Source organism: Pseudaestuariivita atlantica (assembly GCF_001205715.1).
Lineage (GTDB): Bacteria > Pseudomonadota > Alphaproteobacteria > Rhodobacterales > Rhodobacteraceae > Pseudaestuariivita > Pseudaestuariivita atlantica.
Genome location: NZ_AQQZ01000001.1, coordinates 376,469 through 402,776 on the forward strand (window position 1 = coordinate 376,469; position 26,308 = coordinate 402,776).

Here is a 26,308-nt window from a genome sequence, read left to right on the forward strand (position 1 = left end):
CGCGCCGGTCCCGTCGCCCGAAAGCGCGCCGGAACCGGGTATCAGCATAGCGGAAAATCCGCCGGGGTCACAGGCTGCGGTCAGGCATCCTCGCCAAAGACGCGGGCAAAGATCGTGTCGACATGCTTGGTATGGTATCCAAGGTCGAACTTTTCCTCGATCTCGCCGGGCGAAAGGGCCGCCGTCACGTCCGCATCGCCCAGAAGTTCGGTCTTGAAGTCCTTGCCGTCCTCCCAGACCTTCATCGCGTTGCGTTGCACAAGGCGATAGGCGTCTTCGCGGCTGACACCCGCCTGCGTCAGCGCCAGAAGCACGCGCTGCGACATGACCAGCCCGCGGAACTTGTTCATGTTGGCGAGCATGTTGTCGGGGTAGACGACCAGCTTGTCGATCACCCCCGTGAGGCGCGACAGCGCGAAATCGAGCGTGACGGTGGTGTCCGGGCCGATGTTCCGCTCGACCGAGGAATGCGAGATGTCGCGTTCGTGCCAGAGCGCCACGTTTTCCATCGCCGGGATCACCGCCATGCGCACAAGGCGGGCGAGGCCCGTCAGGTTCTCGGTCAGGACCGGGTTGCGCTTGTGCGGCATCGCGGACGAGCCCTTCTGGCCTTTCGAGAAGAACTCCTCGGCCTCCAGCACCTCGGTCCGCTGCATGTGGCGGATCTCCACCGCGATATTCTCGATGCTGCTGGCGATCACGCCCAGCGTGGCGAAAAACGCCGCGTGCCGGTCGCGCGGGATCACCTGAGTGCTGATCGGTTCGGGCACCAGCCCCATCTGGTCGCAGACATGCTCCTCGACCGCCGGGTCGATATTGGCAAAAGTGCCGACCGCGCCCGAGATCGCGCCCGTGGCGATCTCCGCCCGCGCATCGCGCATGCGGCTGAGGTTGCGGTCCATCTCGGCATAGAAACGGGCGAAGGTCAGGCCCATCGTAGTCGGTTCGGCGTGGATGCCGTGCGACCGCCCGATGCGCACCGTGTCCTTGTGCTCGTACGCGCGGCGCTTCAGCGCGGCGAGCAGGCCTTCGAGGTCGGCGATCAGGATGTCGGCGGCGCGGACCAGCTGCACGTTGAAGGTCGTGTCCAGCACGTCGGACGACGTCATGCCCTGGTGGACGAACCGCGCCTCGTCATTGCCGATGATCTCGGCCAGGTGGGTCAGGAAAGCGATCACGTCGTGCTTGGTCACGGCCTCGATCTCGTCGATGCGGGCGACGTCGAACTCGACGTCCTTGGCCTTCCACACCGCGTCCGCGTTTTCCTGCGGGATCACGCCCAGCCTGGCCTGCGCGTCGCAGGCATGCGCCTCGATCTCGTACCAGATGCGGAACTTGGTCTCGGGCGACCAGATGGCGACCATGTCGGGGCGGGAATAACGGGGGATCACGGGCAGCGGCTCCTTGTGGGTGCGTGTCGCGCGTCTCTTAGACCGGGGTGGGGGGCGTCACAACCCGATGGCGCATCCGCGCCAATACGGATCAAATCGGCGGTATTTTCCACGAAAATGCCCGGATCGGCCATATTCTGGCCGGATTGTCCCATCAGCATCAACAATCAGGCAGATATCGGATCAACCGGCTCGAGGGGCAGAACCATGACCGACGCAACGATCGAAACGACCAATGTCGTGGAGCGCGAGAAGGCGCAGTATTCAAAGGCACAGCAGGCCGACAGCCCGGCTGCGCTGCTTGTGCATGCCGCGCGGGCCTCGGGCCGCAGCGCGTTCAGCGTGGCGATGGAAGCGCGCCGCTACCGCAAGTCCAAGGCCGAGATCCGGCTGTGGGAATACGTGAAATTCGGCCTCTACGACCATGCCCGCCACACCGAGAAGGAGCGCGGCGAGTTCATTTCGATGATGCTGCAGAACAAGTGCCTGCATGCCGTCAACGACGTGTCGTGGTTCGGCGTGACCGAGGACAAGTGGAATTCGTCCATGTTCCTCGACGCCGATGGCGTGCCGGTTCCGGACACGCTGGGCATGATCGACGCGTCGGGCCGCCGGTATCACGGCGGCAAGGGCATCGCGACGCCCGAGGACCTGAAGGCGCTGCTAACGGGCGGCGTCGACTTCCCGCTGTTCGGCAAGCACAACAAGGGGTTGGGCAGCGTCGGCGTCTTCATCATCGACGACGCCACCGCCGACTACATCCTGCTGCGCGACGTGGGCGAGATGAGCTATTCCGCGTTCTTCCGCAACGTGATCGGGCAGGACGCCTTCATCCTTCAGCGCTGCGTCGAGAATTGCGATTTCATCCGCACCTTCAGCCGCGCGGCGGCCACGGTGCGCATGGTCAACATGATCGACGGTGACGGCATCTATACCCCGGCGGCGGTCCTGAAACTGCCCGCCAAGGGCAACCCGGCGGACAATTTCTGGCGCGAGGGCAACCTCCTCGCCAATATCGACCCGGAAACCGGCGAGGTGCTGACGCTGGTGGGATCGGACGGGCCGGTGCTGAAATCCCATGACAGCCACCCCGACCAGGGGGCCGCGATCATCGGGCAGAAACTGCCGCACTGGGATCGCCTGCTCGAGGTCAACGCCCATGTCGCGCACCTGCACGCGCCGCTGAAATATCAAAGCAACGACATCGCGATCACCAATGACGGACCGGTCGTGATCGAGGTCAATGCAGGCTCGTCCTTCACCCTGCCGCAATATGCCAGCGGCAAGGGGTTCATGACGGACCGGGTTCGCGCGCTCTTCAAACAACACGGCGCCGACTTCCTCTGACACCGATTGCACGCGACGGCGCGGGGCGCATGGGCTAAGACCGGCCCATGACCCGCGCCGTTTCCGTTTCTCCCGTCGCAAGTTGCGAGACTGCCCACCAGGGCAGGCGAGCGGCCTCTTGGGGGCCACGATGATTGGCCTCGCTGATTTCGAGGGGCGGTGGAGCCTCACCCGCCGGATAGACGACCGCCGCGCGGGGCAGGAGGCGACGTTCGACGGCACCGCCGTCTTCGCGCCCGACGGCACCGGCCTGACCCTGACGGAAACAGGCTGGCTCCAGCCCGCGACCGGCCCGCGCCTGCAGGGCTCTCGCCGCTACCTGTGGCGCGAGGGGATCGAGGTCTTTTTCGAAGATGGCCGCCCGTTCCACCGCTTCACGCCCGCCGCACCGGCGGCGCTGCACGACTGCCCGCCCGACACCTACCGCGTGACGTATGATTTCACCCGCTGGCCCCGGTGGACCGCCACGTGGGAGGTCACAGGGCCGCGCAAGGATTACACGATGGTGTCGGCCTACGCGCCCACCAGTTCGGTGATGACTTTCGAGGACCGCTCGAGCGTCCGGTGAACCGGGCACTTGTCGGCGATCTCCATCAGCTTCTCGCGCTGTTCCAGCGTCAGGGGGCCCTGCAGCGTGATGCGGCGGATGAAGGCGTCGATGTTTTGGGTCCCGGCATAGCCCGCGTCCTGCGCATGCACCTTGTCGTGGCTCACATCGACGCTGACATGGTGCAACGGCCATTTCTTGCGCCGCGCATACATCCGGATCGTCATCGACGTGCACGCGCCGAGGCCCGCCGACAGGAAACCATAGGGCGTCATGCCCCGGTTGGTGCCGCCATAGGCCTCGGGCTCGTCGGCGAGCGTGTGGTGGAAGGGCCCCGCGTTCACGTCCTGCAGGAACCCGTCCGGGTCGGCCTCGGCCACGCGCACGATGCCTTCGGGCGCACCGATGGGCGGGGCAGGGGGTTTCAGGGGCACGTACCGCGACACCCATGTCGCGATCACGTCGGCGGCGTATTCCGCGTCGCACGGGTCGGTCACGAGGTGATCGGCGGTGTCGAGCGTGACGAAGCTTTTCGGGTGCTTCGCCGCCATGAAGATCGCGGCGGCATTGTCGATGCTCACCGTCGTGTCCTTGGGCGCATGCAGGATCAGAAGCGCCTTTTTCAGGTTGGCGATCGCGGGTTCGAGGTTGGTGGCGTTCACGTCCTCGACGAAGTCACGGCTGATCGTGAAGGGCCGCCCGGCAAGCGAGACCTCGGCCTTTCCGCGTGCCGCGATCTCGTCCAGCGCATCGCCGAAATTGTGGGTGACGTGGCCGGGATCGAACGGCGCACCGATGGTGACGACCGCCTTCACGCTGTCGATGTCGCCCGCGGCCTTGAGCACCGCCGCTCCGCCAAGGCTGTGACCGATCATCAGCGCGGGCGCCATGTCCTGCGCCGCCAGCGCCTCTGCCGCCGCTTTCAGGTCGCCCACGTTGGAGGTGAAATGGGTGTTCTCGAACTCGCCGTCGGAATGGCCGAGCCCGGTGAAGTCGAACCGCAGCACGGCGATGCCCATCGTGGTCAGGCGCTGCGCGATGCGGCGGGCGGCGGCGATGTCCTTGGTACAGGTAAAGCAATGCGCGAAAAGGGCCGTCGCCAGCGGCTTGCCTTGCGGCATGTCGAGACGGCCCGCCAGCTGGTGGCCCTGCATTCCCTTGAAGGTGAAAGGTTTCATCGCGTGTTCCTTGCCCGTGTCCCCAGAGTTTGGGCAGAGCCGTCCGCCGGGGCAAGGTCCGTGACAAGCGTGTCACGGGGGTGTGAGGCGGGGTGAGCCGGACGTGTCGCTTTTTCGGCCCGGAGGAGGCGTGGCGTGGTCCGTGCCCCGACGCGGGCGCGGCCGGGGGACTCGCCACGGCGCGCGCCGGGGTCGCGAGGGGCGGGGGCATTTTAGATTGAAGAACGTCCGGCAAGGCACTGTAAAAATTGAAGTACCTCAGTTTTTGAGTTACGCACCTCAAAAATCCGTTTACGTGAGGTGCGTACCTCAAGTAGCGTAAAAGCACGCCGCGATTCGGGCACTGCACCCGGCGGCGGATAAAACGGGAGGAACGGATGTCTTATACGAAACTGGCAACTGCCAGCGCCATTGCACTTGCTGCCAGCGGTGTCGTGACCTCGGCCCAAGCCGAGAATCTGACCCTGTGCTGGGCTGCGTGGGACCCGGCCAACGCGCTGGTCGAGCTGTCCAAGGAATTCGAGGCCCAGTCCGGCCACACCATGAATTTCGAGTTTGTTCCATGGCCGAATTTCGCGGACCGGATGCTGAACGAGCTGAACTCGGGCGGGAAGCTGTGCGACCTGCTGATCGGTGACAGCCAGTGGATCGGCGGCGGGGCCGAGAACGGCCATTACGTCAAGCTGAACGACTTCTTCGACGCCGAGGGCATCAGCATGGACGATTTCGCGCCCGCGACCGTCTATGCCTATTCGACATGGCCCAAGGGCACGCCCAACTATTACGCGCTGCCGGCGATGGGCGATGCCAACGGCTGGTTCTACCGCAAGGACTGGTTCGCGCGGGATGACATCCGCGCCGCGTTCAAGGACGCGACCGGCCGCGAGCTGGCCGAACCCAAGACGCAGAAGGAAATGCTGGAAATCGCGCAGTTCTTCCAAGGCCGCGAGATCGACGGCAAAACCGTCTACGGCGCCGCGATCTTTACCGAGCGCGGGTCCGAAGGGATCACGATGGGCGTGACCTCGGCCTTGTATCCGTGGGGTTTCAAGTACGAAAACACGCCGGGGTCCTACGACATGGAGGGCGCGGTGAACTCGCCCGAGGCGGTCGAGGCGCTGGAATTCTACAAGGAATTCTACGAAACCGCGACGCCGCCGGGCTACACCAACTCCTACATGGGTGAATCGCTCGATGCGTTCAAATCGGGGCAGGTGGCGATGGCGATGAACTGGTTCGCCTTCTTCCCCGGCCTTTACGCCGATCCCAACACCGGCGGCGACAAGATCGACTTCTTCGTGAACCCGCCGCAGAACCAGGCCGGTTCGACGCTGGGCGGGCAGGGGATTTCGGTCGTGGCCTATTCCGACAAGCAGGACGCGGCGCTTGAATACATCAAGTGGTTCGCCCAGCCCGACGTGCAGGCCAAGTGGTGGGCGCTGGGTGGTTATTCGGCGCACAATTCGGTCCTGCAGGATCCGGGCTTCGTCGACAGCCAGCCGTTCGCCGGTGACTTCCTCGTCGCGATGGATGGCGTGCAGGACTTCTGGCAGGAGCCGGCCTATGCCGAACTGCTGCTGGCGATGCAGAAGCGCATCCACGATTACGTGGTGGCCGACCAGGGCACCGCGAAAGAGGCGCTCGACAAGCTGATCGAGGACTGGACCGAGGTCTTCGAGGACGAAGGAAAGCTGTAGGTCTCTCCCTGACGGTGCGCGCCCCTCAGCGCACCGCAACGACCCTGTGCCGGGGCCATGGGCCCCGGTACATTCCAAACGATACGGGCCCAGGACATGTCTGAACGGACCATAGATCGCGTTGCGGCGGCAACGCCCACCCCCGTTGCGCGCAAGATCAAGGGGTTGTCCGACCGGGCCATCGCCTGGATCTTCGTCGGGCCCACGATCTTCCTGCTGCTGGCGATCAACATCTTCCCGCTGATCTGGACGATCCGGCTGAGTTTCACCAACTACAAGGCCAACCGCGTGAACCGCGAACCGGAATGGATCGGGCTGCGCAATTACGAGCGGATCCTGACCGACAGCGACATCTGGCTGAACATGCAGGCCACCGCGCATTTCCTGATCTGGACGATCATCCTGCAGGTGCTGATTGGCTTCACGCTGGCGTGGCTGATCAACAAGAAGTTCAAGGGCAATGACCTGTGGACGACGATCATCGTGCTGCCGATGATGCTGTCGCCCGCCGTGGTCGGCAACTTCTGGAAATTCCTCTACCAGCCGCAAATCGGCCTGTTCAATTACATCGTCGGCTTCTTCACGGGACGCGACCCGTCGAGTTTCGAGATGCTGGGGCAGGTGAACCTTGCGCCATGGTCCATCGTCATCGTGGATACGTGGATGTGGACGCCCTTCGTGATGCTGATCTGCCTCGCCGGGCTGCGATCCATCCCCGATTACATCTACGAGGCGGCCGAGATCGACCGCGCGTCGAAACTGCGGCAGTTCTTCACGATCACCGTGCCGATGGTGCTGCCCTTCCTGATGCTGGCCGTTCTGTTCCGCGGGATCGAGAACTTCAAGATGTTCGACCTTGTCGTGCAGCTGACAGGCGGGGGGCCGGGATCGACGACCGAGCTGACCTCGATCAACCTCAAGCGCGAGGCATTCGAGAAATGGCGCACCGGCTATGCCTCGGCCTACGCGATCATCCTGTTCGTGACGGTGTTCGGGCTCGCCTCGATCTACGTCAAGGCGCTGAACAAGGTGAAGGAGCGGTGATGATGAACCATGCCAAGTCCATCCACCGTGCAACTTGTGGGTGCGCCATGCCCGACCTCGGGAGGGCCGACACGCCAGCGCCAACCGATCTTCTACAAAGCAGCAGCGGTGTGAGTGCTGCCGGTGATGCAACGAATGCCCTCCCGGGGGGGAGGTCGGGCATGGCGCATGCGCGCCGGACGAACTTTTTGACGACCCGTGACGCGCCGTTCGTGACGCGGGATGCGAACAAGGACCAACCGTCGTGAGCAGCTATTCCGTCACCGAACCGTCGCGCCGGATGAAATGGGTTGCGGGCGTGCTGGTTATCGCCTACGCGCTCATCACCATGGTGCCGCTGGCATGGATCGCGCTGACCGGGTTCAAAAGCCCCGCCGACGCGATCAGCTATCCGCCGAAATACATCATCGGCAGCGACAGCGAGGCGGGGTTCCAGCCGACGCTGGAAGGCTACGTGAACCTTTTCACCACCCGCACCCGGCAGACGCCGGAATTCCTTGACGCCAATCCGCCAGAGACATGGGCGGACGACATCGTGCGGCAATACGGCATGGTCATCGTCGGCCCCTCGAAATTCGGGGAACGGTTCCTGAACTCGGTCATCATCGGGTTCGGGTCGACCTTCCTGTCGGTCTTCCTCGGCACGCTCGCGGCCTATGCGTTCAGCCGGTTCAAGATACCGCTGGCCGACGATCTGCTGTTCTTCATCCTGTCCACGCGGATGATGCCGCCCATCGCGGTCGCGATCCCGATCTTCCTGATGTACCGCCAGCTGGGCCTGTCGGACACGCATCTGGGGATGATCCTGCTCTATACCGGCGTGAATATCAGCCTCGCCGTCTGGCTCTTGAAAAGCTTCATCGACGGCATCCCGACGGAATACGAGGAAGCGGCCCTGATCGACGGCTACACGCGGTTCCAGGCGTTCTACAAGGTGGTGTTGCCGCAGGCCGCGACCGGTATCGCATCAACCGCGATCTTCTGCCTGATCTTTGCGTGGAACGAATACGCCTTCGCCGTGCTGCTGACGACCGCCAACGCCCAGACCGCGCCGCCCTTCATTCCCACGATCATCGGGATCGGCGGGCTCGACTGGCCGGCGATTGCCGCGGGGGTCACGATCTTCCTGCTGCCGGTGATGTTCTTCACCATCCTGCTGCGCAAGCACCTGTTGCGCGGGATCACCTTCGGAGCGGTGCGCAAATGACCAAGTTTTTCGACGGCCTTCTGAAGATGCGGCGCGGCCCGTGGGAGATGCTGGCCACGATCATCATCGCGGTCGGGGTGTTCATGCTGATGCAGCCCTTCGTCATCTGGGCCTTCACCTATTCCTTCATCACGACACTGGTCGGGACGGTGATGTTCATCATCGTCAGCCATTTCCCGGAGTGAGCATGGCGCAGATCGTCATCAACAACCTCAAGAAAGAGTTCGGCGATTTCACCGCCGTGCGCGAAAGCTCGTTCACCATCGAGGACGGCGAGTTCTTCATGCTGCTCGGGCCCTCGGGCTGCGGCAAGACGACGACGCTGCGGATGATCGCGGGGCTGGAACTGCCGACCTCGGGGGAGATCTACCTCGACGGGGAAGAGATCAGCCAGCGCCCGCCCTCGGAACGCGACATCGCCTTCGTGTTCCAGATGTTCGCGCTCTATCCGCACATGAACGTGCGCCGCAACATCAGCTACCCGCTGGTGAGCCAGGGCATGTCCCGCGCGGCGGTAAAGGCCAAGGTGGCCGAGGTCGCGCGCATTCTCGGGATCGAGGATATCCTCGACCGGCCCGTAGGCGGGCTTTCGGGCGGGGACCGGCAACGCGTGGCGCTGGGCCGCGCCATCGTGCGCGAACCCAAGGCCTTCATGATGGACGAACCCTTGGGCGCGCTTGATGCCGAGTTCCGCGAACACATGGCCGAGGAATTGCGCGCGCTGCACGACCGGATGGGCGCGACCACCGTTTACGTCACCCACGACCAGCTTGAGGCCATGCAGATGGGCGACAAGATCGTGGTGATGAACAACGCCGTGGTCGAACAGTTCGGCACGCCGCAGGAAATCTACGACAAGCCCGCCACCATGTTCGTGGCCGATTTCATCGGCTCGCCGTCGATGAACTTCCTGTCCTTCGACGGGCAGATCGGGGCGGGGGCGAACGAGGTCGACATGCAGGGCGCGAGTTTCGGCATCCCGCAGGCGCGGGAAGGATTTGCCGGACAGATGGCGCTGGGGGTCCGGCCCGAGCACATCCACCTTGCCGACGACGCGCCCTATCGCGGCGAGGTGGTGGCGACAGAATACCTTGGCACCACGCAGATCGTCACGCTGACCACCGCGGGCGGCGAGGTGAAGGCGCGGGTGCCCTCGGGGCAGGTCGCGCAACCGGGCGACACGGTCGGCATGACGTTCGACCCGGCGACCATCACGCTGTTCGAGCGCGGATCGGGCCGGGCCCTGCGCTCTGCCCTGAACGAGGGGGTTCTCGATGGCTGAAGTCACGCTTTCGAACGTCTCCAAGGCCTTCGGCAAGACGCAGGCCGTGTCCGATATCTCGATGACCATCGGGGACGGCGAATTCGTCGTCCTTCTGGGGCCGACGGGGGCGGGCAAGACAACTACGCTGCGGCTGATTTCGGGGCTGGAAAAGCTGGATGCGGGCAGCGTGCATATCGGCGGGCGCGACGTGGGGCAGGACACGCCCGCGCAGCGCGACGTGGCGATGGTGTTCCAGCAATACTCGCTTTACCCGCACCTCACCGTGCGCGACAACCTCGCCTTCCCGCTGCGCTCCCCCATCCTCAAGACGCCCGAGGACGAGATCGCCCGCAAGGTGCACGAGATCGCCGAGGTCCTGCAGATCCCCCACAAGCTCGACAACAAAGCGACCGAATTGTCGGGGGGCGAGATGCAGCGCGTGTCGATCGGGCGGGCGCTGGTGCGCGACCCGTCGATCTATTTGATGGACGAACCGCTCAGTTCGCTCGACGCCAAGCTGCGCGCCGACCTGCGGGTCGAGTTGAAGCGCATCCAGGCAGAGCTCGGCTCGACCCTTCTGTACGTCACCCACGACCAGGTCGAGGCGATGACGATGGCCAACAAGATCGGGGTGCTGGAGGAGGGCCGGCTGGTGCAGTTCGGCACGCCCAAGGAGATCTACGAGGATCCCGTCAGCGTCTATGTCGCCTCGCGGCTGGGCCTGCCACGCATCAACATCCTGCCGTCGGGGCTGTTTCCCGGTGCGCACAAGGGCGCGCAGATCGGATTGCGGCCGGAAAACATCCGGCAGGGCGACGGGGTCGAGGCGCGGGTGGTGCGGGCCGAACACCTCGGCGACCAGACGCGCCTGCACCTCGACGTGCAGGGCCACGCGATTACCACGCTCACCGATCCGCACCGGACCTATTCCAGCGACGCGATGATCCGGATCAGCCCGCAAAACCCACTCTATTTCGACGCCCAAGGCGCGCGGGTCGCATAAGGGAGGACAACATGGCGCAATTCATCAATGCCAAGGAGGACCTCGTCACCGAGGCCATCGACGGGGTGCTGGCCACCTCGGGCGGGCGCCTGTCACGGCTGGACGGGTATCCGCATATCAAGGTCGTGTTCCGCACCGATTGGGACAAGTCCAAGGTCGCTTTGGTGTCGGGCGGCGGGTCGGGGCACGAACCGGCGCATGCCGGGTTCGTGGGGCAGGGGATGCTGACGGCGGCGGTCTGTGGAGAGGTCTTCGCCTCCCCCTCGGTCGAGGCGGTGCTGGCCGGTATCCTTGCCGTCACGGGCGATGCCGGGTGCCTGCTGATCGTGAAGAACTATACCGGCGACCGGCTGAATTTCGGGCTGGCCGCCGAACGCGCGCGGGCGCTGGGGCGCAAGGTGGAGATGGTGATCGTCGACGACGACATCGCGCTGCCGGACCTGCCGCAACCGCGCGGCGTGGCGGGCACGCTGTTCGTGCACAAGATCGCGGGCGCGCTGGCCGAGGCGGGCGCGGACCTTGGCACCGTCGCCCGTGCGGCGCAGGACGTGATCGGGAAGGTCGCCTCGCTGGGTATGAGCCTTGATACCTGCACCGTGCCCGGATCGGCCAAGGAGAACCGGATCGGCGCGGGCAAGGCGGAACTGGGCCTTGGTATCCACGGCGAACCGGGCGTGCGCCAGATCGATTTCTCGACCGCGGCGGGTGCGATGGAGACGGTGATCGACAAGTTGCGCGGCCATGCCTCGGGCGGCGATGTCGTGGCGATCCTCAACAACCTCGGCTCCACGACCCCGCTTGAGATGTCGGTCCTGTCGCAGACCCTGGCCAAATCGGGGCTCGCGACCCACGTCATCGGCCCCGCGCCGCTGATGACCTCGCTCGACATGCACGGGTTTTCGATCTCGGTGATGGAGGTCGACGCGGCCGCGCTTGACGCGCTTTCGGCGCCCGTGCCGATGCCTGCCTGGCCGGGGATGTCCCCGGTGGTGACGCCGCCGGTCCTGGGCCTGCCCGATGGCCTGACCCCGATCGAGCCCATCCCGTCCCGCAACGACAAGACGCGGGACGTGATCGAGAAGGTGGCGGATTTGCTGATCTCTGCCGAAGGGCCGCTGAACGAGCTGGATGCCAAGTCGGGCGATGGCGATACCGGCAGCACGCTCGCCACCGCCGCGCGCTCGCTGAAATCGAGCCTCGACCGGATGCCGCTCGCGGACCTGACCCAACTTTTCCCGGCGCTGGGCAACGAGCTGAGCCAGACCATGGGTGGCTCGTCCGGCGTGATCCTCGCCATCTATTTCAACGCGGCAGGTGACGCCTGCGCCAACGGCGCGTCCGTGCAGCAGGCGCTGAGCGACGGGCTGGCACGCGTCAGCCAGGTCGGCGGGGCAGAGGTCGGCGACCGCACGATGGTCGACGCGCTGGCGCCGGCGCTGGCTGCGCTGCCGCAGGGGATCGCCGCCGCGGCAGAGGCCGCGCGGACAGGTGCCGACAGCACCGCCAACATTCACCGTGCCAAGGCAGGCCGCGCCGCGTATGTGCCCGAGGAGAACCTGAAGGGTCATAACGATCCGGGTGCCGAGGCGGTCGCGCTGATCTTTGGCGCGCTTGCGAGGGAAATGGAGAGATAAGCTGGCCAAACCGGACCTCAGGATCGTCGCCAAGCCCACGGTCAATGACATTGCCCGTGTTGCAGGGGTGAGCCTTGCCACGGTCGACCGGGTTCTGAACGAACGTCCCGGTGTCCGGGACAAGACGATCCGCAAGGTGCAGGCCGCCATCGACGAGCTTGGCTATGTCCGCGATACGGCGGCGGCCAACCTCGCGCGGCAGAAGACCTACAGGTTCGTGTTCGTCCTGCCCGACTGGAAGGGCCAGTTCCTCGCCAGCATCGAACGGGGCCTGTCGGAAAGCCTGCTGAACGCCCGGCAGGAGCGGACCGAGGTGCGCACCATCCGCGTGCCCAACCACGATCACACCCAACTGGCCCGCACGCTGGCCGATCTTGACCCGGCAGAGACCGACGGGCTTGCCATCATGGCCAAGGAAACGCCGCTTGTACGTGACGCCATTGCCGATCTGCGGCGGCGGGGCGTGCCGGTCGTGTCGCTGGTGTCCGACCAGCCCAACAGCGACCGCGACCATTTCGTGGGCATCGACAACGTCGCTGCCGGACGCACGGCGGGCCTGCTTCTTGGCCGCTTCACCGGCGGACGGCAGGGCAAGGTGCTGGTTGTCATCACCAACCGCCAGTCCCGCGACATGATCGAGCGCCGCCACGGGTTCGACCAGGTGGTCAGCGCCGAGTTCCCGCATCTCGACCCGCAGCCCAGCATCGAGGGGCAGGAAGACCCCGCCCATACCGAACGCGTCACGCTGCGCGCGTTGCAGCAGCATCCCGACACGATCGGCATCTACTCTGTCGGGGCCAGCGTGCAGGGCATCGGCCGCGCCATCGCCCGCGCGCATCTGCCCGAACGCCCCGTGCTGATCGACCACGAACTGACGGAAAATTCCGCCGCGCTTCTGCGCGAGGGCGTGATCGACGCGGTCATTACCCAGAACACCGGCCACCTTGCCCGCAGCGCCCTGCGCGTGCTGCGCGCCAAGTGCGACAAGACACCCGTGATCAAATCGCAGGAGACCATCCGGATCGACATCGTCCTGAGGGAGAACCTGCCGTCCATGACGTAAGACATTTTAGGGAGGAAGCGATGCAACAGATCAAGGGACCGGCGCTGTTTCTGGCGCAGTTCGCAGGCGACGACGCCCCGTTCAATTCGTGGGACGCGATCACAAAGTGGGCCGCCGATTGCGGGTACGTGGGTGTGCAGGTTCCCAGCTGGGATGGCCGCCTGATCGACCTCGCCCAAGCCGCCGAAAGCAAGGGGTACTGCGACGACTTCAAGGGCGTCGCGGCCGAGAACGGGGTCGAGGTGACCGAGCTTTCCACCCACCTTCAAGGTCAGCTTGTCGCGGTGCACCCCGCCTATGACACGGCGTTCGACGGCTTTGCCGCGCCCGAGGTGCGGGGCAACCCGACAGCGCGGCAGGAATGGGCCGTCGACCAGGTAAAGAAGGCGCTGTCGGCCTCGCGCAACATGGGGATCGGGGCACATGCGACCTTCTCGGGCGCGCTGGCATGGCCCTATGTCTACCCGTGGCCGCAACGGCCCGCAGGACTGATCGAGACCGCGTTTGACGAGCTGGCCGCGCGCTGGCGTCCGATCCTTGACCATGCCGAGGAGTGCGGCGTCGATGTCTGCTATGAAATCCATCCCGGTGAAGACCTGCATGACGGTGTCACCTACGAGATGTTCCTTGAACGCACGGGCAACCACGCGCGCGCTTGCATGCTTTACGATCCGTCGCATTACGTCCTGCAATGCCTTGATTACCTTGACAATATCGACATCTACAGCGACCGAATCCGGATGTTCCACGTCAAGGATGCCGAGTTCAATCCCACGGGTCGGCAGGGTGTCTATTCCGGCTACCAGTCATGGGTCGACCGCGCCGGGAGGTTCCGCTCGCTGGGCGACGGGCAGGTCGATTTCCGCGCCGTCTTTTCCAAACTGACGGCGGCCGGGTTCGACGGCTGGGCCGTGGTGGAATGGGAATGCGCGATCAAGCATCCCGAGGACGGCGCGCGCGAAGGCGCGGCCTTTGTCCGCGACCATATCATCCGCCCGACCGAGGTCGCCTTCGACGACTTCGCCGATGGCGGCACCGACGACGCGGGCAACCGCAAGATGCTGGGGATCTCGTGATGGCGGACCGGATCAGACTGGGCATGGTCGGCGGCGGCAACGACGCCTTCATCGGCGCGGTGCACCGCATCGCCTCGCGCATCGACGACCAGTACGAACTGGTGGCAGGCGCGCTGTCCTCCACCCCCGAGAAGTCGCGCGCCAGCGGAGAGGCCTTGGGTCTGCCGCGCATCTACGACGATTTCAAGAAGATGGCCGCCCGCGAGGCACGGCGAAAGGACGGGATCGAGGCGGTGTCGATCGTCACCCCCAACCATGTCCATTTCGCCGCCGCGCGGGAGTTTCTGAAACGCGGCATCCACGTGATCTGCGACAAGCCGCTGACCTCGACCCTGCAGGACGCGCGCAAGATGGTGAAGGCGGTTCAGGAGTCCGAGGCGCTGTTCGTGTTGACGCACAACTACACCGGCTACCCGATGGTGCGTCAGGCGCGGGAGATGGTGGCCAACGGCGAAATCGGCGCGGTGCGCGTTGTGCAGGTGGAATACCCGCAGGACTGGCTGACCATCGAACAGGATTTCAAGCAGGCCGCATGGCGCACCGATCCCGCGCAGTCCGGCGCAGGCGGGTCGACGGGGGATATCGGCACCCATGCCTACAACCTCGCCTGTTTCGTGACCGGCCTGACGGCGACTGAACTTGCCGCCGACCTCGCCGCCTTCGTGCCGGGCCGCCGGGTGGACGACAACGCGCATGTGCTGTTGCGGTTCGACAGCGGGGCAAAGGGCATGCTGTGGGCCAGCCAGGTCGCGCCGGGCAATGAAAACGGCCTGCGCCTGCGCGTCTATGGCGAGACGGGGGGGGTGGAATGGGCGCAGGAGGATCCCAATTACCTCTGGTACACGCCCTTCGGTGAACCGAAGCGCCTCATCACCCGCGGCGGGGCGGGGGCCGGAGAGGCCGCGGGCCGCGTCAGCCGCGTTCCGCCGGGCCATCCGGAAGGTTACCTCGAAGGCTTCGCCAACATCTATTCCGAGGCTGCGGCTGCGATCCGTGCGCACCGGGACGGCTCCCCGGTCCCGGAGGGCGTGATCTATCCCACGGTGGAGGATGGGCTGGCGGGGGTCGTGTTCGTCGATGCCTGCGTGCGCAGTTCGGCGCGCAACGCGGCGTGGATCAAGCTGGTCTGACGGCCCGTCGCAACCGGGCCTCAGCTGTGCCGCGCGAAGATGGACGTCGACCCGTCGTTTGCCACGAGCAGCGTGTCGAAGGCATCGCCCGCGCCCGGCCCGGCCATTCCGGGCGAGCTCATCGGCATGCCGGGGACCGTCAGGCCCTGCGCATCCGGGCGTTCGGCCAGAAGGCGCGCGATGTCGGATGCGGGCACGTGGCCCTCGATGAAATAGTCGTCGACCAGCGCCGTGTGGCATCCCGACAGTTCCGGCGTGATGCCCAGCCGGTCCTTCACGGCATAAAGCGCGTCCTGGTCGACGTCCTGCGCCTCGACGGTGAACCCCGCCTCCTGCACATGCGCGACCCAGGCCGTGCAGCATCCGCAGGTCGGTGACTTCACGACGCGGATCACGGTATCGGAGCCGGCAAGCGCGGGGCCGGCGAGCAGGGTGGCCGAGGCCGACAGAAGGAAATCTCGACGTTTCAATGGTGTCTCCATTCTTGATGCCGGACAGAATAGCGCCGCGCGCAGGGGAGTCGAGCGCGGCAAAATGGACATGCCATCGCGGTGCCGCTCCGGCGTTACGCGGATCGGTTACTCAGTGTTTCGGTCACCGTTCATGCGCCGTTCGCGCCAGACGGCCACGAGAAGCGACAGCGCGGTGAAGCCGCCAAGCGCGAGTGCCGTCCATGTGGCCGCGCGCGCATCCCCGGTCATCGCCGCATTGCCCATATGCGCCAGGATAAAGCTCGCCGGGATGATCCCGGCCAGCGTCGCAACGGCAAAGCGCCACAGGTGCAGCTTGCTGAGGCCCGCCGCGTAACTGATCATGTCGAAGGACAAAAAAGGCAGCAATCGGCTGCCGAAGACGAGGAATGTCAGCATGTTCTGCGATCCCAATAGGCCCTGTCCCAGTCTCTGCCCGAGATGGCGTTCGACGTAGGGCCGACCAAGCCCGCGCGCGATCAGGAATGCCGCCAGCGCGCCGATCTCGGCCCCGGTGACGGTGAGGATCGTTCCCAGAAGGTCGCCATAGGCCGCGCCCGCGACCAGCGCGATCGGGGCGGACGGGATCGGGGTCGCCACGATGGCCAGCGCCATCAGCGCGACGATCAAGACCGGGCCGAACACGCCCGCCGCGTCGATCCAGCGCCTGAGATCGTCGCGGTCGGGCAGGTCGAAGTCGAACCCGAGCTGACGGCGCAAGATCCATGCAAGGATCATGAGCACGATCACGCCCAGCAGAAAAAGCCGTGTCATACCCTGCCTGCATAAAGCAGGACGAGGAAGGCGGCCACCGCAAGGTCATAGACCACGCAGAACGGGATATACCATTTCGGAATACGGGCGAGGTGACGGGCATTGTGGTGCACAAGGTCCCATCCCGCATGCAGCGCCAGCCCCGCCGGCAGAGCCGCCCAGTGCCACGTAATGCCCAGTATCGCCGCCAGCCCGAAAAGCAGGGCGACGGCAAGTTCGGACCAGAACACCCGGCGCCGCCCGTCGGCCGCCCCGAACCCGATATACGCGCCACCGATCAGGGCGAGCGTGACGGCCGCCACGACGATGGAGACATCGCGCCCGACGACCAGGTGCACGGGCACGGTCAGGGCAAACAGGGCCGCCCCGATCCATGCCGGCGCATGAAAGGTGTCGCCGTTGGGGCCTCCCGCCGGCGTGTCCTTCGAAAGCGGTGATGCGCGCGTCATCGGTCCTGCTTGCAGCCTCCAGTAACTGGAAGGTCAAGGGCAATTCGGCAACAGTTACATTTGGTGACAAACAGTGATTGGGTGAAGCTGGGGCGGTGCCTCTAGCATCGTGATCAAGATTGAGCAGTGAGGTGAATTTCGATGCAGGATTTGCGGGCCGACGGGCCGGAACGGGACCCTATTCTGACCCGGCGTGCTTTTGTCGCCGCCGCTGTCACCGTCGGTGCCTTCCCGTCGCTTGCTGTTGGGCATCCCGTCACCCTGCCGGACAAGTACCTCCCGCAACTGGTCAATACCGGGCGCAAGGACTGGGAGGCCGGCTCCCTGCATGTCCTTCCCGATGACTTCTTCCTGTTCTTCATGCTGCAGGACGGGCTGGCGATCCGTTATGGCGTGGGCGTGGGGCGCAAGGGGCTTTACACGGCGGGCACCTTCACCGTCGGGCGCAAGGCCAAGTGGCCGCGCTGGCGCCCGACCGACGCGATGATCCGGCGCGAGCCGCACAAATACGCGCGCTTCAAGGACGGCGTCGCGGGCGGTCCGAACAACCCCTTGGGCGCCCGCGCGCTTTACCTTTACAATGATGCGGGTCGGGATACGTATTTGCGAATTCACGGTACGAACGAGCCGGGAACCATCGGCTCGGCAGTATCCAACGGCTGCGCGAGGCTGACCAATGAGCATGTCAAAGACCTTTATGACCGGGTCGAGATCGGGGCGCGGGTCGAACTGCATCCCAAGGTCGCAACCGCCTGACGCAACACACAAATGGTCCACGCTTGGTAGCCTGCTGGCCTGCGCCGTTCTCTGGGCGGGTCCGGCCATCGCCGACAGGCCGGTTTTCGAAACCTTGCGGAAGGTGGAAACACCTGTTCAGGGACAGGCGCAGGAGCCGTTCCTTGCCGCAAGCGGCGACATGCTGGCGATGTCGTGGCTGTCGCTCGACCGCTCGGGTGCCTCGGTCCGGTTCGCGCGGATGGACAGGGCGGGGTGGTCGCAACCGGTCGAGGTCGCGCGGGGGCGTGACCTGTTCCTCAACTGGGCCGACTTTCCGTCCGTCACGTTCTTCGGCGAGACGGGCGTTGCGCTGCACTGGTTGCGGAAATCGGAGCCGCGCGGGTTCGCCTATGACATCGAGATGTCGGTGTCGGACGACCTTGGCGCCACCTGGTCCGACGCGTTCATCCCGCATACCGACCGCTCGGCGTCCCAGCACGGGTTTGCCACGATGAGCGGTGCGCCGGATGGCACGCTGGACCTGCTGTGGCTCGACGGGCGGTCCTACGACAAGGTGGGGTTCCGTGACACGCCCGACGCGATGCAGTTGCGCGCGGTCAGCGTCGACGGGTCCGGGCAACTGGGCGAGGACCGCGCGGTCGATTTGCAGACCTGTTCATGCTGCCAGACATCCTCGGCCCGGCTGGGCGACGGGTCGCTGGTGGTGGCCTACCGCGACCGAACCGACGCGGAAATCCGCGACATCTCGGTCGTGCGGCTTGCAGATGGCAACTGGGCCGAACCGGTCACGGTGCACCGTGACGGGTGGGAGATCGCGGGCTGCCCGGTGAACGGCCCGGCGATCGTGGCCGGCGGATCGCAAGTTGCCGTGGCGTGGTTCACGGGCGCGGACGACGTTGCCAAGGTCAACGTGGCCTTCTCCGGGGACGGCGGGCAGAGCTTTGCCGCGCCGATGCGCATCGACGTGTCGGAGCCGCTGGGCCGGGTCGACGCGCTGATGCTGGAGGACGGATCGGTCCTTGTCAGCTGGCTGGAATGGGAGGGCGATGACGAGGTCCTGCGCCTGTGCCGGGTCGTTGCGGACAAGGGGTGCGTCGCCAGCCAGTTGCTGGTGCGGAACGGCCTGTCGGCGTCGCTGAACTTCCCCCGCATGGCGCGCATGGGCGGCGACGTGTTCCTCGCCTGGACGCATCCCCTGGACGAACGTCGCAGCACCGTCGTTTTGGTGCAGGGCACGCCTGCGGCGTTGGACTAGGCCCCGCGTTTCGTTACATTTTGCGACAAAACCGGGCAGGCATGCCGCCGCCGGTCGCTATATGTGCACCTCATGGAGTCGAAACCGAAAATCCTCGTCGTCGACGATCACCGCGAAATCCGCAACTCGGTCGCGCGGTATCTCGCGCGCAACGGGATGGAGGTCGCCACGGCGGAAACCGCCGCCGACATGGATCGGCAGATGGACCTGCGGTGGCCCGATCTCGTCGTGCTCGACGTGATGATGCCGGGCGAGGATGGGTTGTCGGCTTGTGCGCGCCTGCGCGACACCACCAATGTGCCCGTCCTGCTGCTGACGGCGCTGGACGGTAACACCCACCTTCTGAAAGGGTTCGAGACGGGGGCGGACGATTACATGTCCAAACCCTTCAACCCGCCGGAACTGCTTGCACGGATACAGGCCATCCTGCGCCGCACCCGGACACCTGCCGACGATACCCGGCCCGCCGAACGGCCCGGCCTGGCGGGCAAGACGGCCCGCTTTGGCGGGGTGAGTTACGACGTCGATGCGCGCGTGGTCGAACGGGCGGACGGGCGGACGGAGGTGCTGACATCCGGCGAGGCGAGCCTTCTCTGCGTTCTGATCGAACATGCCCGCGACACGCTCAGCCGCGACGAATTGCTAATGAAATCGGCGGGCCGCGTGCCGGGCCCGTTCGACCGGACGATCGACAACCAGGTGAGCCGTCTGCGCAAGAAGATCGAACCCGACATCCTGCGCCCGCGCCTGATCACCACCATCCGCAACGGTGGCTATTCGCTGTCCTGCGATGTCGAGATCGTCTCTTGAACCGCGTGAACATTCCCCTGCGGACGCAACTGGTGCTGCTGGTGGGCGCGGCGTTCCTGCTTGGGCAGGTGCTGAGCCTCGTCTTCTTCGCCGATGAACGGTCGCTGGCGGTGCGCGCGGCGCTGGGGGCGGAGACGGCGAGCCGCGCCGCCAATGTCGCCCGCCTGATCGAGGACGCGCCGCCCGAACTGCACGAACAGATCGTGCAGGCGGCCAGCACCCAGCTGGTGCGCTTCGCCATCAGCCCCGAGGCGACCGTTGCCAACGGCATGCATCACGACGATGCCGCGATCGAAGCCCGCATCCGCGCGCTCATGGGCGACAGTTTCAGCCGCGCCATCCGGGTGGAGATGCACGAGATCGAAGGCCGGATGCTGCCCTTGCCGAACCTGACGCCGGACATGGCAGAGCTTCACGCCGACATGATGCAGGGCACGCTTGCCGCCGTCGAATTGCAGGTGTCCATCGCCCTGTCGGGTGGCGGGTGGCTGAACGTGGGCACGTTGTTCGAACGGCCGCCGTGGCAGGTGTCGTCGGCCTCGCTGATCTCGATCCTGCTGTCGATGGGGCTGGGGGCGGTGGCCGTGTTCTGGTTCGTGATCGCTCGGCTGACGGGGCCGATGACGGCGCTGACGCGCGCCACCGAAGCGCTGGGTCGCGGCGGGCAGGTCACGCCGCTCGAACCCGCCGGTCCGCCCGAGGTCAGGACGCTGACCCGCGCCTTCAACGTGATGCGGGAGCGTTTGCGCCGGTTCGTGTCGGACCGGACGATGATGCTGGCAGCACTTGCGCATGACCTGCGGTCGCCCCTGACGGCGATGCGCGTGCAGTCGGCGATGGTGGAAGACCCCGAGACCCGCGAAAGCCTTGGCCGGTCGCTGGACGAGATGTCGGACATGGTCGAGTCGACGCTGGCCTATGCCCGTGGCGTGGGCTCCGAGGAGGCGCCGCAACGCCTACCGCTGGCTGATCTGCTTGACCGCGCGGGCGCTTCGCCAAGTGAGGCGCCGGGCGACGTGACCGTGTCGGTCCGGGCCACGGCGATGACGCGCGCCTTGCGCAACCTCGTGGAAAACGCGCGGCGTTACGGCTGCGGAGCGGAGGTGACGTGGCGCATCGACGGCAAGGACCTGCAGATCAGCATCGACGATACCGGCCCCGGCATCCCGGATGACCAGATCGAGCGGGTGTTCGAGCCCTACGTGCGTCTTGAACAAAGCCGGTCGCGCAAGACCGGCGGCACCGGGCTTGGCCTGTCGATCGCGCGCAGCATCGTGCTGGAGCATGGCGGGGCGCTGTCGCTGCAGAACCGGCCCGAAGGCGGTCTGCGCGCGCTGATCACGCTTCCGGGAGCGGTTGTGATCGGGCGCGCGGGCGAAGACCTGCCGCCGTTACAAATTGATACACCACATTCGCAAGGCAGGGTGCTAGGCCACGGAAAACGCCCACTGGAGGCAGAGCATGGCTGATAATTCCCGACTTTTCTCGAGGCGGCAGGCACTTGTCGCGACTGCATCGATCCTTGCGACCCCGTCGCTGGCGCTTGCGCAGGCGCGCGGGCCGGGCGGCGTGCGGCGCAACATCTCGTCCTTCGCGCTGCACCGCTGGCAGGACCATTTCGATGGCCTGGGCAAGGGCATCCTGCTGTCGGACACCAACACCAAGGTGCTGCAGCACTGGACCGCGGACGGCGAAATGCGGATCTACCCGACTTCGGTGCCGCTGACCGACGAGTTGACCAAGCGCGGCTATACCGAGGTGGTGGAGAAGCGCGAGAACCCGAGTTGGCGACCGACGCCGTCGATGCGCGAACGCAACCCCGAATGGCCGCTGGTCATCAAAGGCGGGGACCCGGAAAACCCGCTGGGCACGCGGGCGCTGTACCTGTCATGGACCTATTACCGCATCCACGGTACACAGGACACGCGCAAGATCGGGCGGCGCTCGTCCAACGGGTGCATCGGTCTTTACAATGAGCAAATAGAAGAGGTGTATGACCGTACACCGATCGGCACACAGGTAAAGCTCATCTGATGAACAAGTCAGCAGTTTTCGTCGGCCTCGCGCTCGTCGCGGGTATCGGAGCGTTCGGTTACCAGCTTCTCGTTCCCCCGGAACAGGTCGGGCACTCCATGGAGCAGCCCGATATGAGCGGGGTCGAGGATGGCGGTGCCATCGCGCAGATCACCGTGCCCGCCTCGCTGTCGGAAAACGCGCAGCTGGGCAAGATGATCTTCGAGGCGAATTGCGCCCAGTGCCACGGCACCAATGCCGTCGGTCAGAAAGGTGTCGCGCCGCCGCTGGTTCACAAGATCTATGAGCCTTCGCACCATTCCGACATGGCGTTCGTTATCGCCGCGAAAAACGGCGTGCGGGCGCATCACTGGAAATTCGGGAATATGCCCCGGATCGAGGGTGTGACTGACGCTGACGCCAAGTACGTGGCGATGTATGTCCGCGAATTGCAGCGGGCAAACGGGATCGACTAAGGGTGATGCAGATCGCTGTATACCTTCGGCTGGCCGTCTTCAGCGTCCTGGCCGGCATGGTGCTGGCCCTTGTGCCGGACGATGCCGCGGCCCACGCATCGCTTGTTGCCGAACCGTCCGTTGAACTCTCCTTGGACACGTCGGACGGGGAGGCGCATTGTCACGGCGCAGTTGAATGCGTCGTGACATTTTTCATCGGAGACGTCGTCAACGGCGACTCCGATCCGTTGCCGCGTGCGCGCTATGACGTGGCGGCGGGAACCGGCCAGAGCGGCCTGTCCATGGGGCGCGATCCTCCCGTCCCGATCCGTGAAAGATGAAAGGTCCAACCTGAACATCTTACACGGAGAATACATGATGAAATCTATCAAAGTTACGCTTGCCGTGGTTGCAAGCCTGTCGGCCGGTATCGCGCTGGCACATAGCGGGGCGACGGGTGTCGTGAAGCAGCGCATGGACGGGATGGCCGCGATGCAGAAGGCGGTCAAGGCGATCACGCCGATCATGCGGGGCCAGGTCGATTACGATCCCGAAGCGGTGCGCGCCTTCGCGGCATCGGTGGAAATGCATTCCGGCGAAGCCATGACCAAGCTGTTCCCGGAAGGCACCGGCGGCAAACCGTCCGAGGCAAAGGACTCCGTCTGGTCCGACTGGGAAGGGTTCGAGAAGCTGGCGGTGGAGCTGGAAGTTCTGGGCCGCGCGCTGGGCGAAGCGTCCGAGAACGGCATGGCGTCGGCGGAGGCCTCCACCTCTGGCAGCAGCATGATGGGAACCACCTCGGGCAGCAGCATGATGGGGACCACCACGATGATGGGCGGGCAGGCGACCATGGGCGGCATGATGGGGCAGGCGGATGACGGCATGATGGATGCCGACATGCTGGCCGCGATGCCTGCGGACGCGCTGTTCACGCGGATCAGCCAGACCTGTTCGGCATGCCACACCAAGTACCGGGCGGAGTCCAACTGACATGCGCAGGTATGTCCTTGGGGCAGGATCGCTTGCCGCGCTTGCGGCAATCGGTTTCCTGGCGCTGTCGAGCTGGCCTATTGGCGCCGCGCCGTCTCCGGATCTTGCAAACCTGACCGGAGACGTGAACCGGGGGGCGTATCTTGCGCGCGCCTCGGGCTGCATCGCGTGCCATACCAATCCCGAAGGCGGCGCGCCGCTGGCGGGCGGTGTGGAACTGGAGACGCCGTTCGGCTCGCTCTATTCGCCGAACCTGACGACCGATCCGGAACACGGCATCGGCGACTGGACGATCGACCAGTTCGCCGTCGCGGTCCGGCAGGGGATCTCGCCCGAGGGGGAGCCCTATTACCCGGCCTTCACCTATCCGTTCTACCAGAAGTTCACGGATCAGGAGATCGCCGATCTCTGGGCCGCGTTCCAGACGGTTCCGCCGGTGGCCGAGCCATCGAAGGAGCCCGAGATGCCGTTCCCGTTCAACCAGCGCGCCACGCTCAAAGTCTGGCGCGCGCTGTTCCTCGAATCGCCTCGGACGGACCCGGTGCCGGGGAACGGCGACTTGTGGAACCGCGGGCGGGAACTGGTCGAGGGCGCGACGCATTGCGCCGCCTGCCACACCGGCCGCAACCTGCTGGGTGCGCGCAACACCGATACCGAGCATTTCAAGGGAAGCGACATGCTGCCCGGCGGCGGCAAGGCCCCGGCCATCGACTACAAGACGCTGATGGCGCGGGGTTGGGATGTCGACAGCCTTGCCTACTCGTTGCGCACCGGGATCACGCCTTCGGGCGATGCCTTCGGCAATGCAATGGGCGAAGTGGTCCTTTATGGTACGCAGTTCCTGACCGACGAGGACCGCAAGGCGATCGCGACCTACCTGATGGACGACCATGGTTGACCGGTACGAATGGAAAGGGTGACGAGGTGAAGATGAACCGAAGGCAAGTCCTTCTTGGAGGCGCGGCCCTTGCGGCCGCGCCCACCGGGTTGCTGGCGCAATCCGGCGCGGAAGCCCTGACCGCCCGCGCGGCCGACATGCAGCTTCTGCCCGCGAAATACGGGCGCACGCGGATCTGGGGGTTCGACGGCACCATGCCCGGCCCCGTCCTGCGCGTGCCGCAGGGCGGGCGCGTGCAGCGCACGCTTGTGAACGAGTTGCCGCAGGCCACGTCGATCCACTGGCACGGCATCCGCATCGACAACGCGATGGACGGGGTCAGCGGACTGACGCAGGAGGCCGTCGCGCCGGGCGGGCGGTTCGACTATGACTTTGTCGCGCCGGATGCCGGGACCTACTGGTACCACGCGCACAACCGGTCGGTGGAACAGGTCGCGCGCGGCCTTTACGGCGCGCTGATCGTCGAGGAGCCGGTGGCGCCCGACGTGGACGAAGAGGACGTGCTGGTCCTCGACGACTGGCTGATCGACCCCGCAACCGCCCAGATCGACGACGATTTCGAAGCGATGCACGACCGCAGCCATGCAGGCCGAAACGGCAACTTCATCGCGGCGAACGGCGTCTACGCGCTGACCAAGCCCGCGCGCCAGCACGAGCGCCGCAGGCTGCGGATCATCAACGCCGCCAACGCGCGCATCTTCGAATTGCGGCTGCAGGGGCTCGACGGCTGGATCATGGCTTATGACGGGATGCCGCTGGCCGCTCCGCAAGCGTTCGGCGACTACCTTCTGCTGGGCCCCGGCCAGCGCGCCGATGTCTTCGTCGACGTTATCGCGGACGAAGGCGGGGAAGCCCACCTGCTGGCCGTGCTGGACGGGCAGGGGCTGTCGCAGGTCAAGTTCGACGTCACCGGCCGCGCCAGCCTCGCGCGGCGGGGCATGCCCACACCGCTGCAGGACAACACGCATGACATGGTCCGCCTTGATGGCGCGCGGCAGCTCACGCTCGACATGGAGGGCGGCGCGATGGGCGGGTTGCGGGCCGCCACGCTCGACGGCAAGCGTCTCAGCTTCCGGCGACTGGTCAACGAGGGTCAGTTCTGGGCCTTCAACGGTGCGATTGGCCGGATGGAAGACGCTCCGCTGGCCCAGCTGGAGCGCGGCGAACATGTCCGCCTGAAGATCCGCAACGACACGGCCTTCCCCCATGCCATGCACCTGCACGGCATGCATTTCCACGAGATCGGAGAGAATGGCGCGCTTGGCCCCTTGCGGGACACGACGCTGATCTTCGGCGACCAGACGCGCGAGATCGCCTTTGTCGCGGACAATCCGGGCAACTGGCTGTTTCACTGCCACATGCTGTCTCACGCGGCGTCGGGCATGACCACCCGGATCGAGGTTGCGTGATGCGGATCGTGCTGGCCCTGGTCGCGGTTATGGTCCTGACCCTGGGCGCGCTCTTCTGGACCGGCCCGGTGGCGACCACGGCGCAGGCCGCGGGTGCGGGCACGGCGGATATCGTCGCGGGGGAGCGGATCTACGCGGAAAGCTGCGCGTCCTGCCATGGTGCGAACCTCGAAGGGCAGGCGAACTGGCAAAGCCCGGATGCCGATGGCATGCTGCCCGCGCCGCCGCATGACGAAACCGGCCATACGTGGCATCACGCGGACGGATTGCTGTTCGAATATACCAAGCTGGGCGGGGCCGTCCTGATGCAGCGCATGGGGATCGAGATGGAAAGCGGCATGCCCGGTTTCGGCGATCGGTTGACAGATGCGCAAATTCACGACGTTCTGGCCTTTATCAAATCCACCTGGCCGGACAGGATCAGGGACATACAGGCCGAACGCACACGGGCCGAAGGACAATAGGA

General features: G+C 65.5%; 28 protein-coding genes. 23 read left to right on the forward strand and 5 right to left on the reverse strand.

Annotated features, from left to right (window positions below; all coding sequences use genetic code 11):
• Window positions 1–80 precede the first annotated feature (80 nt).
• Window positions 81–1,391 carry an adenylosuccinate lyase gene (purB, locus tag ATO11_RS01845; protein ID WP_050529114.1) on the reverse strand — a complete coding sequence of 437 codons (1,311 nt, stop codon included), beginning with the start codon at window positions 1,389–1,391 and terminating at the stop codon, window positions 81–83.
• Between the two features lie 207 nt (window positions 1,392–1,598).
• Between purB and ATO11_RS21125 the strand changes: the two genes are divergently transcribed.
• The gene (locus tag ATO11_RS21125; RefSeq protein WP_050529115.1) at window positions 1,599–2,738 is read left to right on the forward strand and encodes a sugar-transfer associated ATP-grasp domain-containing protein; all 1,140 of its coding nucleotides are present in this window, start codon (window positions 1,599–1,601) and stop codon (window positions 2,736–2,738) included.
• A 130-nt stretch (window positions 2,739–2,868) separates the two neighbouring features.
• Window positions 2,869–3,306 carry a DUF6314 family protein gene (locus ATO11_RS01855; RefSeq protein ID WP_050529116.1) on the forward strand — a complete coding sequence of 146 codons (438 nt, stop codon included), beginning with the start codon at window positions 2,869–2,871 and terminating at the stop codon, window positions 3,304–3,306.
• Here the strand turns inward: ATO11_RS01855 and ATO11_RS01860 are convergent.
• Window positions 3,252–4,463 carry a bifunctional alpha/beta hydrolase/OsmC family protein gene (locus ATO11_RS01860; protein WP_050529117.1) on the reverse strand — a complete coding sequence of 404 codons (1,212 nt, stop codon included), beginning with the start codon at window positions 4,461–4,463 and terminating at the stop codon, window positions 3,252–3,254. The genes ATO11_RS01855 and ATO11_RS01860 overlap by 55 nt on opposite strands.
• A gap of 377 nt (window positions 4,464–4,840) precedes the next feature.
• On the opposite strand from ATO11_RS01860, the gene ATO11_RS01865 reads away from it, so the two are divergent.
• The 10 genes from ATO11_RS01865 to ATO11_RS01910 all read left to right on the forward strand — a co-directional run bounded on the left by ATO11_RS01865 (window position 4,841) and on the right by ATO11_RS01910 (window position 15,581).
• On the forward strand, window positions 4,841–6,160 hold the full coding sequence (locus ATO11_RS01865) for an ABC transporter substrate-binding protein (RefSeq protein WP_050529118.1): 1,320 nt from the start codon (window positions 4,841–4,843) through the stop codon (window positions 6,158–6,160).
• A gap of 96 nt (window positions 6,161–6,256) precedes the next feature.
• Window positions 6,257–7,204: a carbohydrate ABC transporter permease gene (locus ATO11_RS01870; RefSeq protein ID WP_050529119.1), complete on the forward strand. Its 948-nt coding sequence runs from the start codon at window positions 6,257–6,259 to the stop codon at window positions 7,202–7,204.
• Window positions 7,205–7,484: 280 nt separating this feature from the next.
• Complete coding sequence (locus tag ATO11_RS01875) at window positions 7,485–8,411, forward strand: carbohydrate ABC transporter permease (protein ID WP_050529409.1); 927 nt, start codon at window positions 7,485–7,487, stop codon at window positions 8,409–8,411.
• Window positions 8,408–8,596, forward strand: coding sequence for a hypothetical protein (locus ATO11_RS01880; RefSeq protein WP_050529120.1), 189 nt, complete (start codon window positions 8,408–8,410; stop codon window positions 8,594–8,596). Before ATO11_RS01875 ends, ATO11_RS01880 begins: the two co-directional genes overlap by 4 nt.
• A gap of 2 nt (window positions 8,597–8,598) precedes the next feature.
• Window positions 8,599–9,693, forward strand: a complete 1,095-nt coding sequence (locus ATO11_RS01885; RefSeq protein ID WP_050529121.1) for an ABC transporter ATP-binding protein — start codon at window positions 8,599–8,601, stop codon at window positions 9,691–9,693.
• Window positions 9,686–10,678, forward strand: coding sequence for an ABC transporter ATP-binding protein (locus tag ATO11_RS01890; RefSeq protein WP_050529122.1), 993 nt, complete (start codon window positions 9,686–9,688; stop codon window positions 10,676–10,678). The genes ATO11_RS01885 and ATO11_RS01890 overlap by 8 nt, the downstream gene beginning before the upstream one ends.
• An 11-nt stretch (window positions 10,679–10,689) precedes the next feature.
• Entirely contained in the window at window positions 10,690–12,312 is a 1,623-nt protein-coding gene (locus ATO11_RS01895) for a dihydroxyacetone kinase subunit DhaK (protein WP_050529123.1), read from the forward strand.
• Complete coding sequence (locus ATO11_RS01900; RefSeq protein ID WP_050529410.1) at window positions 12,290–13,375, forward strand: LacI family DNA-binding transcriptional regulator; 1,086 nt, start codon at window positions 12,290–12,292, stop codon at window positions 13,373–13,375. The genes ATO11_RS01895 and ATO11_RS01900 overlap by 23 nt, the downstream gene beginning before the upstream one ends.
• A 20-nt stretch (window positions 13,376–13,395) precedes the next feature.
• Entirely contained in the window at window positions 13,396–14,451 is a 1,056-nt protein-coding gene (locus ATO11_RS01905; RefSeq protein ID WP_050529124.1) for a sugar phosphate isomerase/epimerase family protein, read from the forward strand.
• A complete protein-coding gene (locus tag ATO11_RS01910; protein ID WP_110553512.1) occupies window positions 14,451–15,581 on the forward strand; it encodes a Gfo/Idh/MocA family protein in 1,131 nt (376 codons plus the stop codon). Before ATO11_RS01905 ends, ATO11_RS01910 begins: the two co-directional genes overlap by 1 nt.
• A 20-nt stretch (window positions 15,582–15,601) precedes the next feature.
• On the opposite strand, the gene ATO11_RS01915 is transcribed toward ATO11_RS01910, so the two are convergent.
• The 3 genes from ATO11_RS01915 to ATO11_RS01925 form a co-directional block, all read right to left on the reverse strand.
• A complete protein-coding gene (locus ATO11_RS01915) occupies window positions 15,602–16,051 on the reverse strand; it encodes a DUF411 domain-containing protein (RefSeq protein ID WP_050529125.1) in 450 nt (149 codons plus the stop codon).
• Between the two features lie 108 nt (window positions 16,052–16,159).
• Window positions 16,160–16,825, reverse strand: coding sequence for a TVP38/TMEM64 family protein (locus ATO11_RS01920; protein ID WP_050529126.1), 666 nt, complete (start codon window positions 16,823–16,825; stop codon window positions 16,160–16,162).
• Window positions 16,822–17,274, reverse strand: coding sequence for a DUF6010 family protein (locus ATO11_RS01925; RefSeq protein WP_050529127.1), 453 nt, complete (start codon window positions 17,272–17,274; stop codon window positions 16,822–16,824). Before ATO11_RS01925 ends, ATO11_RS01920 begins: the two co-directional genes overlap by 4 nt.
• A 141-nt stretch (window positions 17,275–17,415) precedes the next feature.
• Between ATO11_RS01925 and ATO11_RS01930 the strand changes: the two genes are divergently transcribed.
• From ATO11_RS01930 to ATO11_RS01980, 11 genes are all read left to right on the forward strand, one after another.
• The gene (locus ATO11_RS01930) at window positions 17,416–18,030 is read left to right on the forward strand and encodes a L,D-transpeptidase (RefSeq protein ID WP_082176092.1); all 615 of its coding nucleotides are present in this window, start codon (window positions 17,416–17,418) and stop codon (window positions 18,028–18,030) included.
• 103 nt (window positions 18,031–18,133) lie between these two features.
• Entirely contained in the window at window positions 18,134–19,267 is a 1,134-nt protein-coding gene (locus tag ATO11_RS01935; RefSeq protein ID WP_050529128.1) for a sialidase family protein, read from the forward strand.
• Between the two features lie 72 nt (window positions 19,268–19,339).
• Window positions 19,340–20,077, forward strand: coding sequence for a response regulator (locus tag ATO11_RS01940; RefSeq protein WP_050529129.1), 738 nt, complete (start codon window positions 19,340–19,342; stop codon window positions 20,075–20,077).
• Window positions 20,078–20,082: 5 nt separating this feature from the next.
• Window positions 20,083–21,546, forward strand: a complete 1,464-nt coding sequence (locus ATO11_RS01945; protein ID WP_242601330.1) for an ATP-binding protein — start codon at window positions 20,083–20,085, stop codon at window positions 21,544–21,546.
• Window positions 21,539–22,111 (forward strand): L,D-transpeptidase, encoded by a 573-nt coding sequence (locus tag ATO11_RS01950; protein ID WP_050529131.1) that lies wholly within the window; start codon window positions 21,539–21,541, stop codon window positions 22,109–22,111. The genes ATO11_RS01945 and ATO11_RS01950 overlap by 8 nt, the downstream gene beginning before the upstream one ends.
• Window positions 22,111–22,566, forward strand: coding sequence for a c-type cytochrome (locus tag ATO11_RS01955; RefSeq protein ID WP_050529132.1), 456 nt, complete (start codon window positions 22,111–22,113; stop codon window positions 22,564–22,566). The genes ATO11_RS01950 and ATO11_RS01955 overlap by 1 nt, the downstream gene beginning before the upstream one ends.
• Before the next feature lie 5 nt (window positions 22,567–22,571).
• Window positions 22,572–22,886: a hypothetical protein gene (locus ATO11_RS01960; protein ID WP_050529133.1), complete on the forward strand. Its 315-nt coding sequence runs from the start codon at window positions 22,572–22,574 to the stop codon at window positions 22,884–22,886.
• A 37-nt stretch (window positions 22,887–22,923) separates the two neighbouring features.
• Complete coding sequence (locus ATO11_RS01965; protein ID WP_050529413.1) at window positions 22,924–23,535, forward strand: c-type cytochrome; 612 nt, start codon at window positions 22,924–22,926, stop codon at window positions 23,533–23,535.
• 1 nt (window position 23,536) lies between these two features.
• Window positions 23,537–24,433, forward strand: a complete 897-nt coding sequence (locus ATO11_RS01970) for a c-type cytochrome (protein WP_050529134.1) — start codon at window positions 23,537–23,539, stop codon at window positions 24,431–24,433.
• Window positions 24,434–24,465: 32 nt separating this feature from the next.
• The gene (locus tag ATO11_RS01975; protein ID WP_050529414.1) at window positions 24,466–25,842 is read left to right on the forward strand and encodes a multicopper oxidase family protein; all 1,377 of its coding nucleotides are present in this window, start codon (window positions 24,466–24,468) and stop codon (window positions 25,840–25,842) included.
• Entirely contained in the window at window positions 25,842–26,306 is a 465-nt protein-coding gene (locus tag ATO11_RS01980; protein WP_050529135.1) for a c-type cytochrome, read from the forward strand. Before ATO11_RS01975 ends, ATO11_RS01980 begins: the two co-directional genes overlap by 1 nt.
• Window positions 26,307–26,308: the final 2 nt, after the last annotated feature.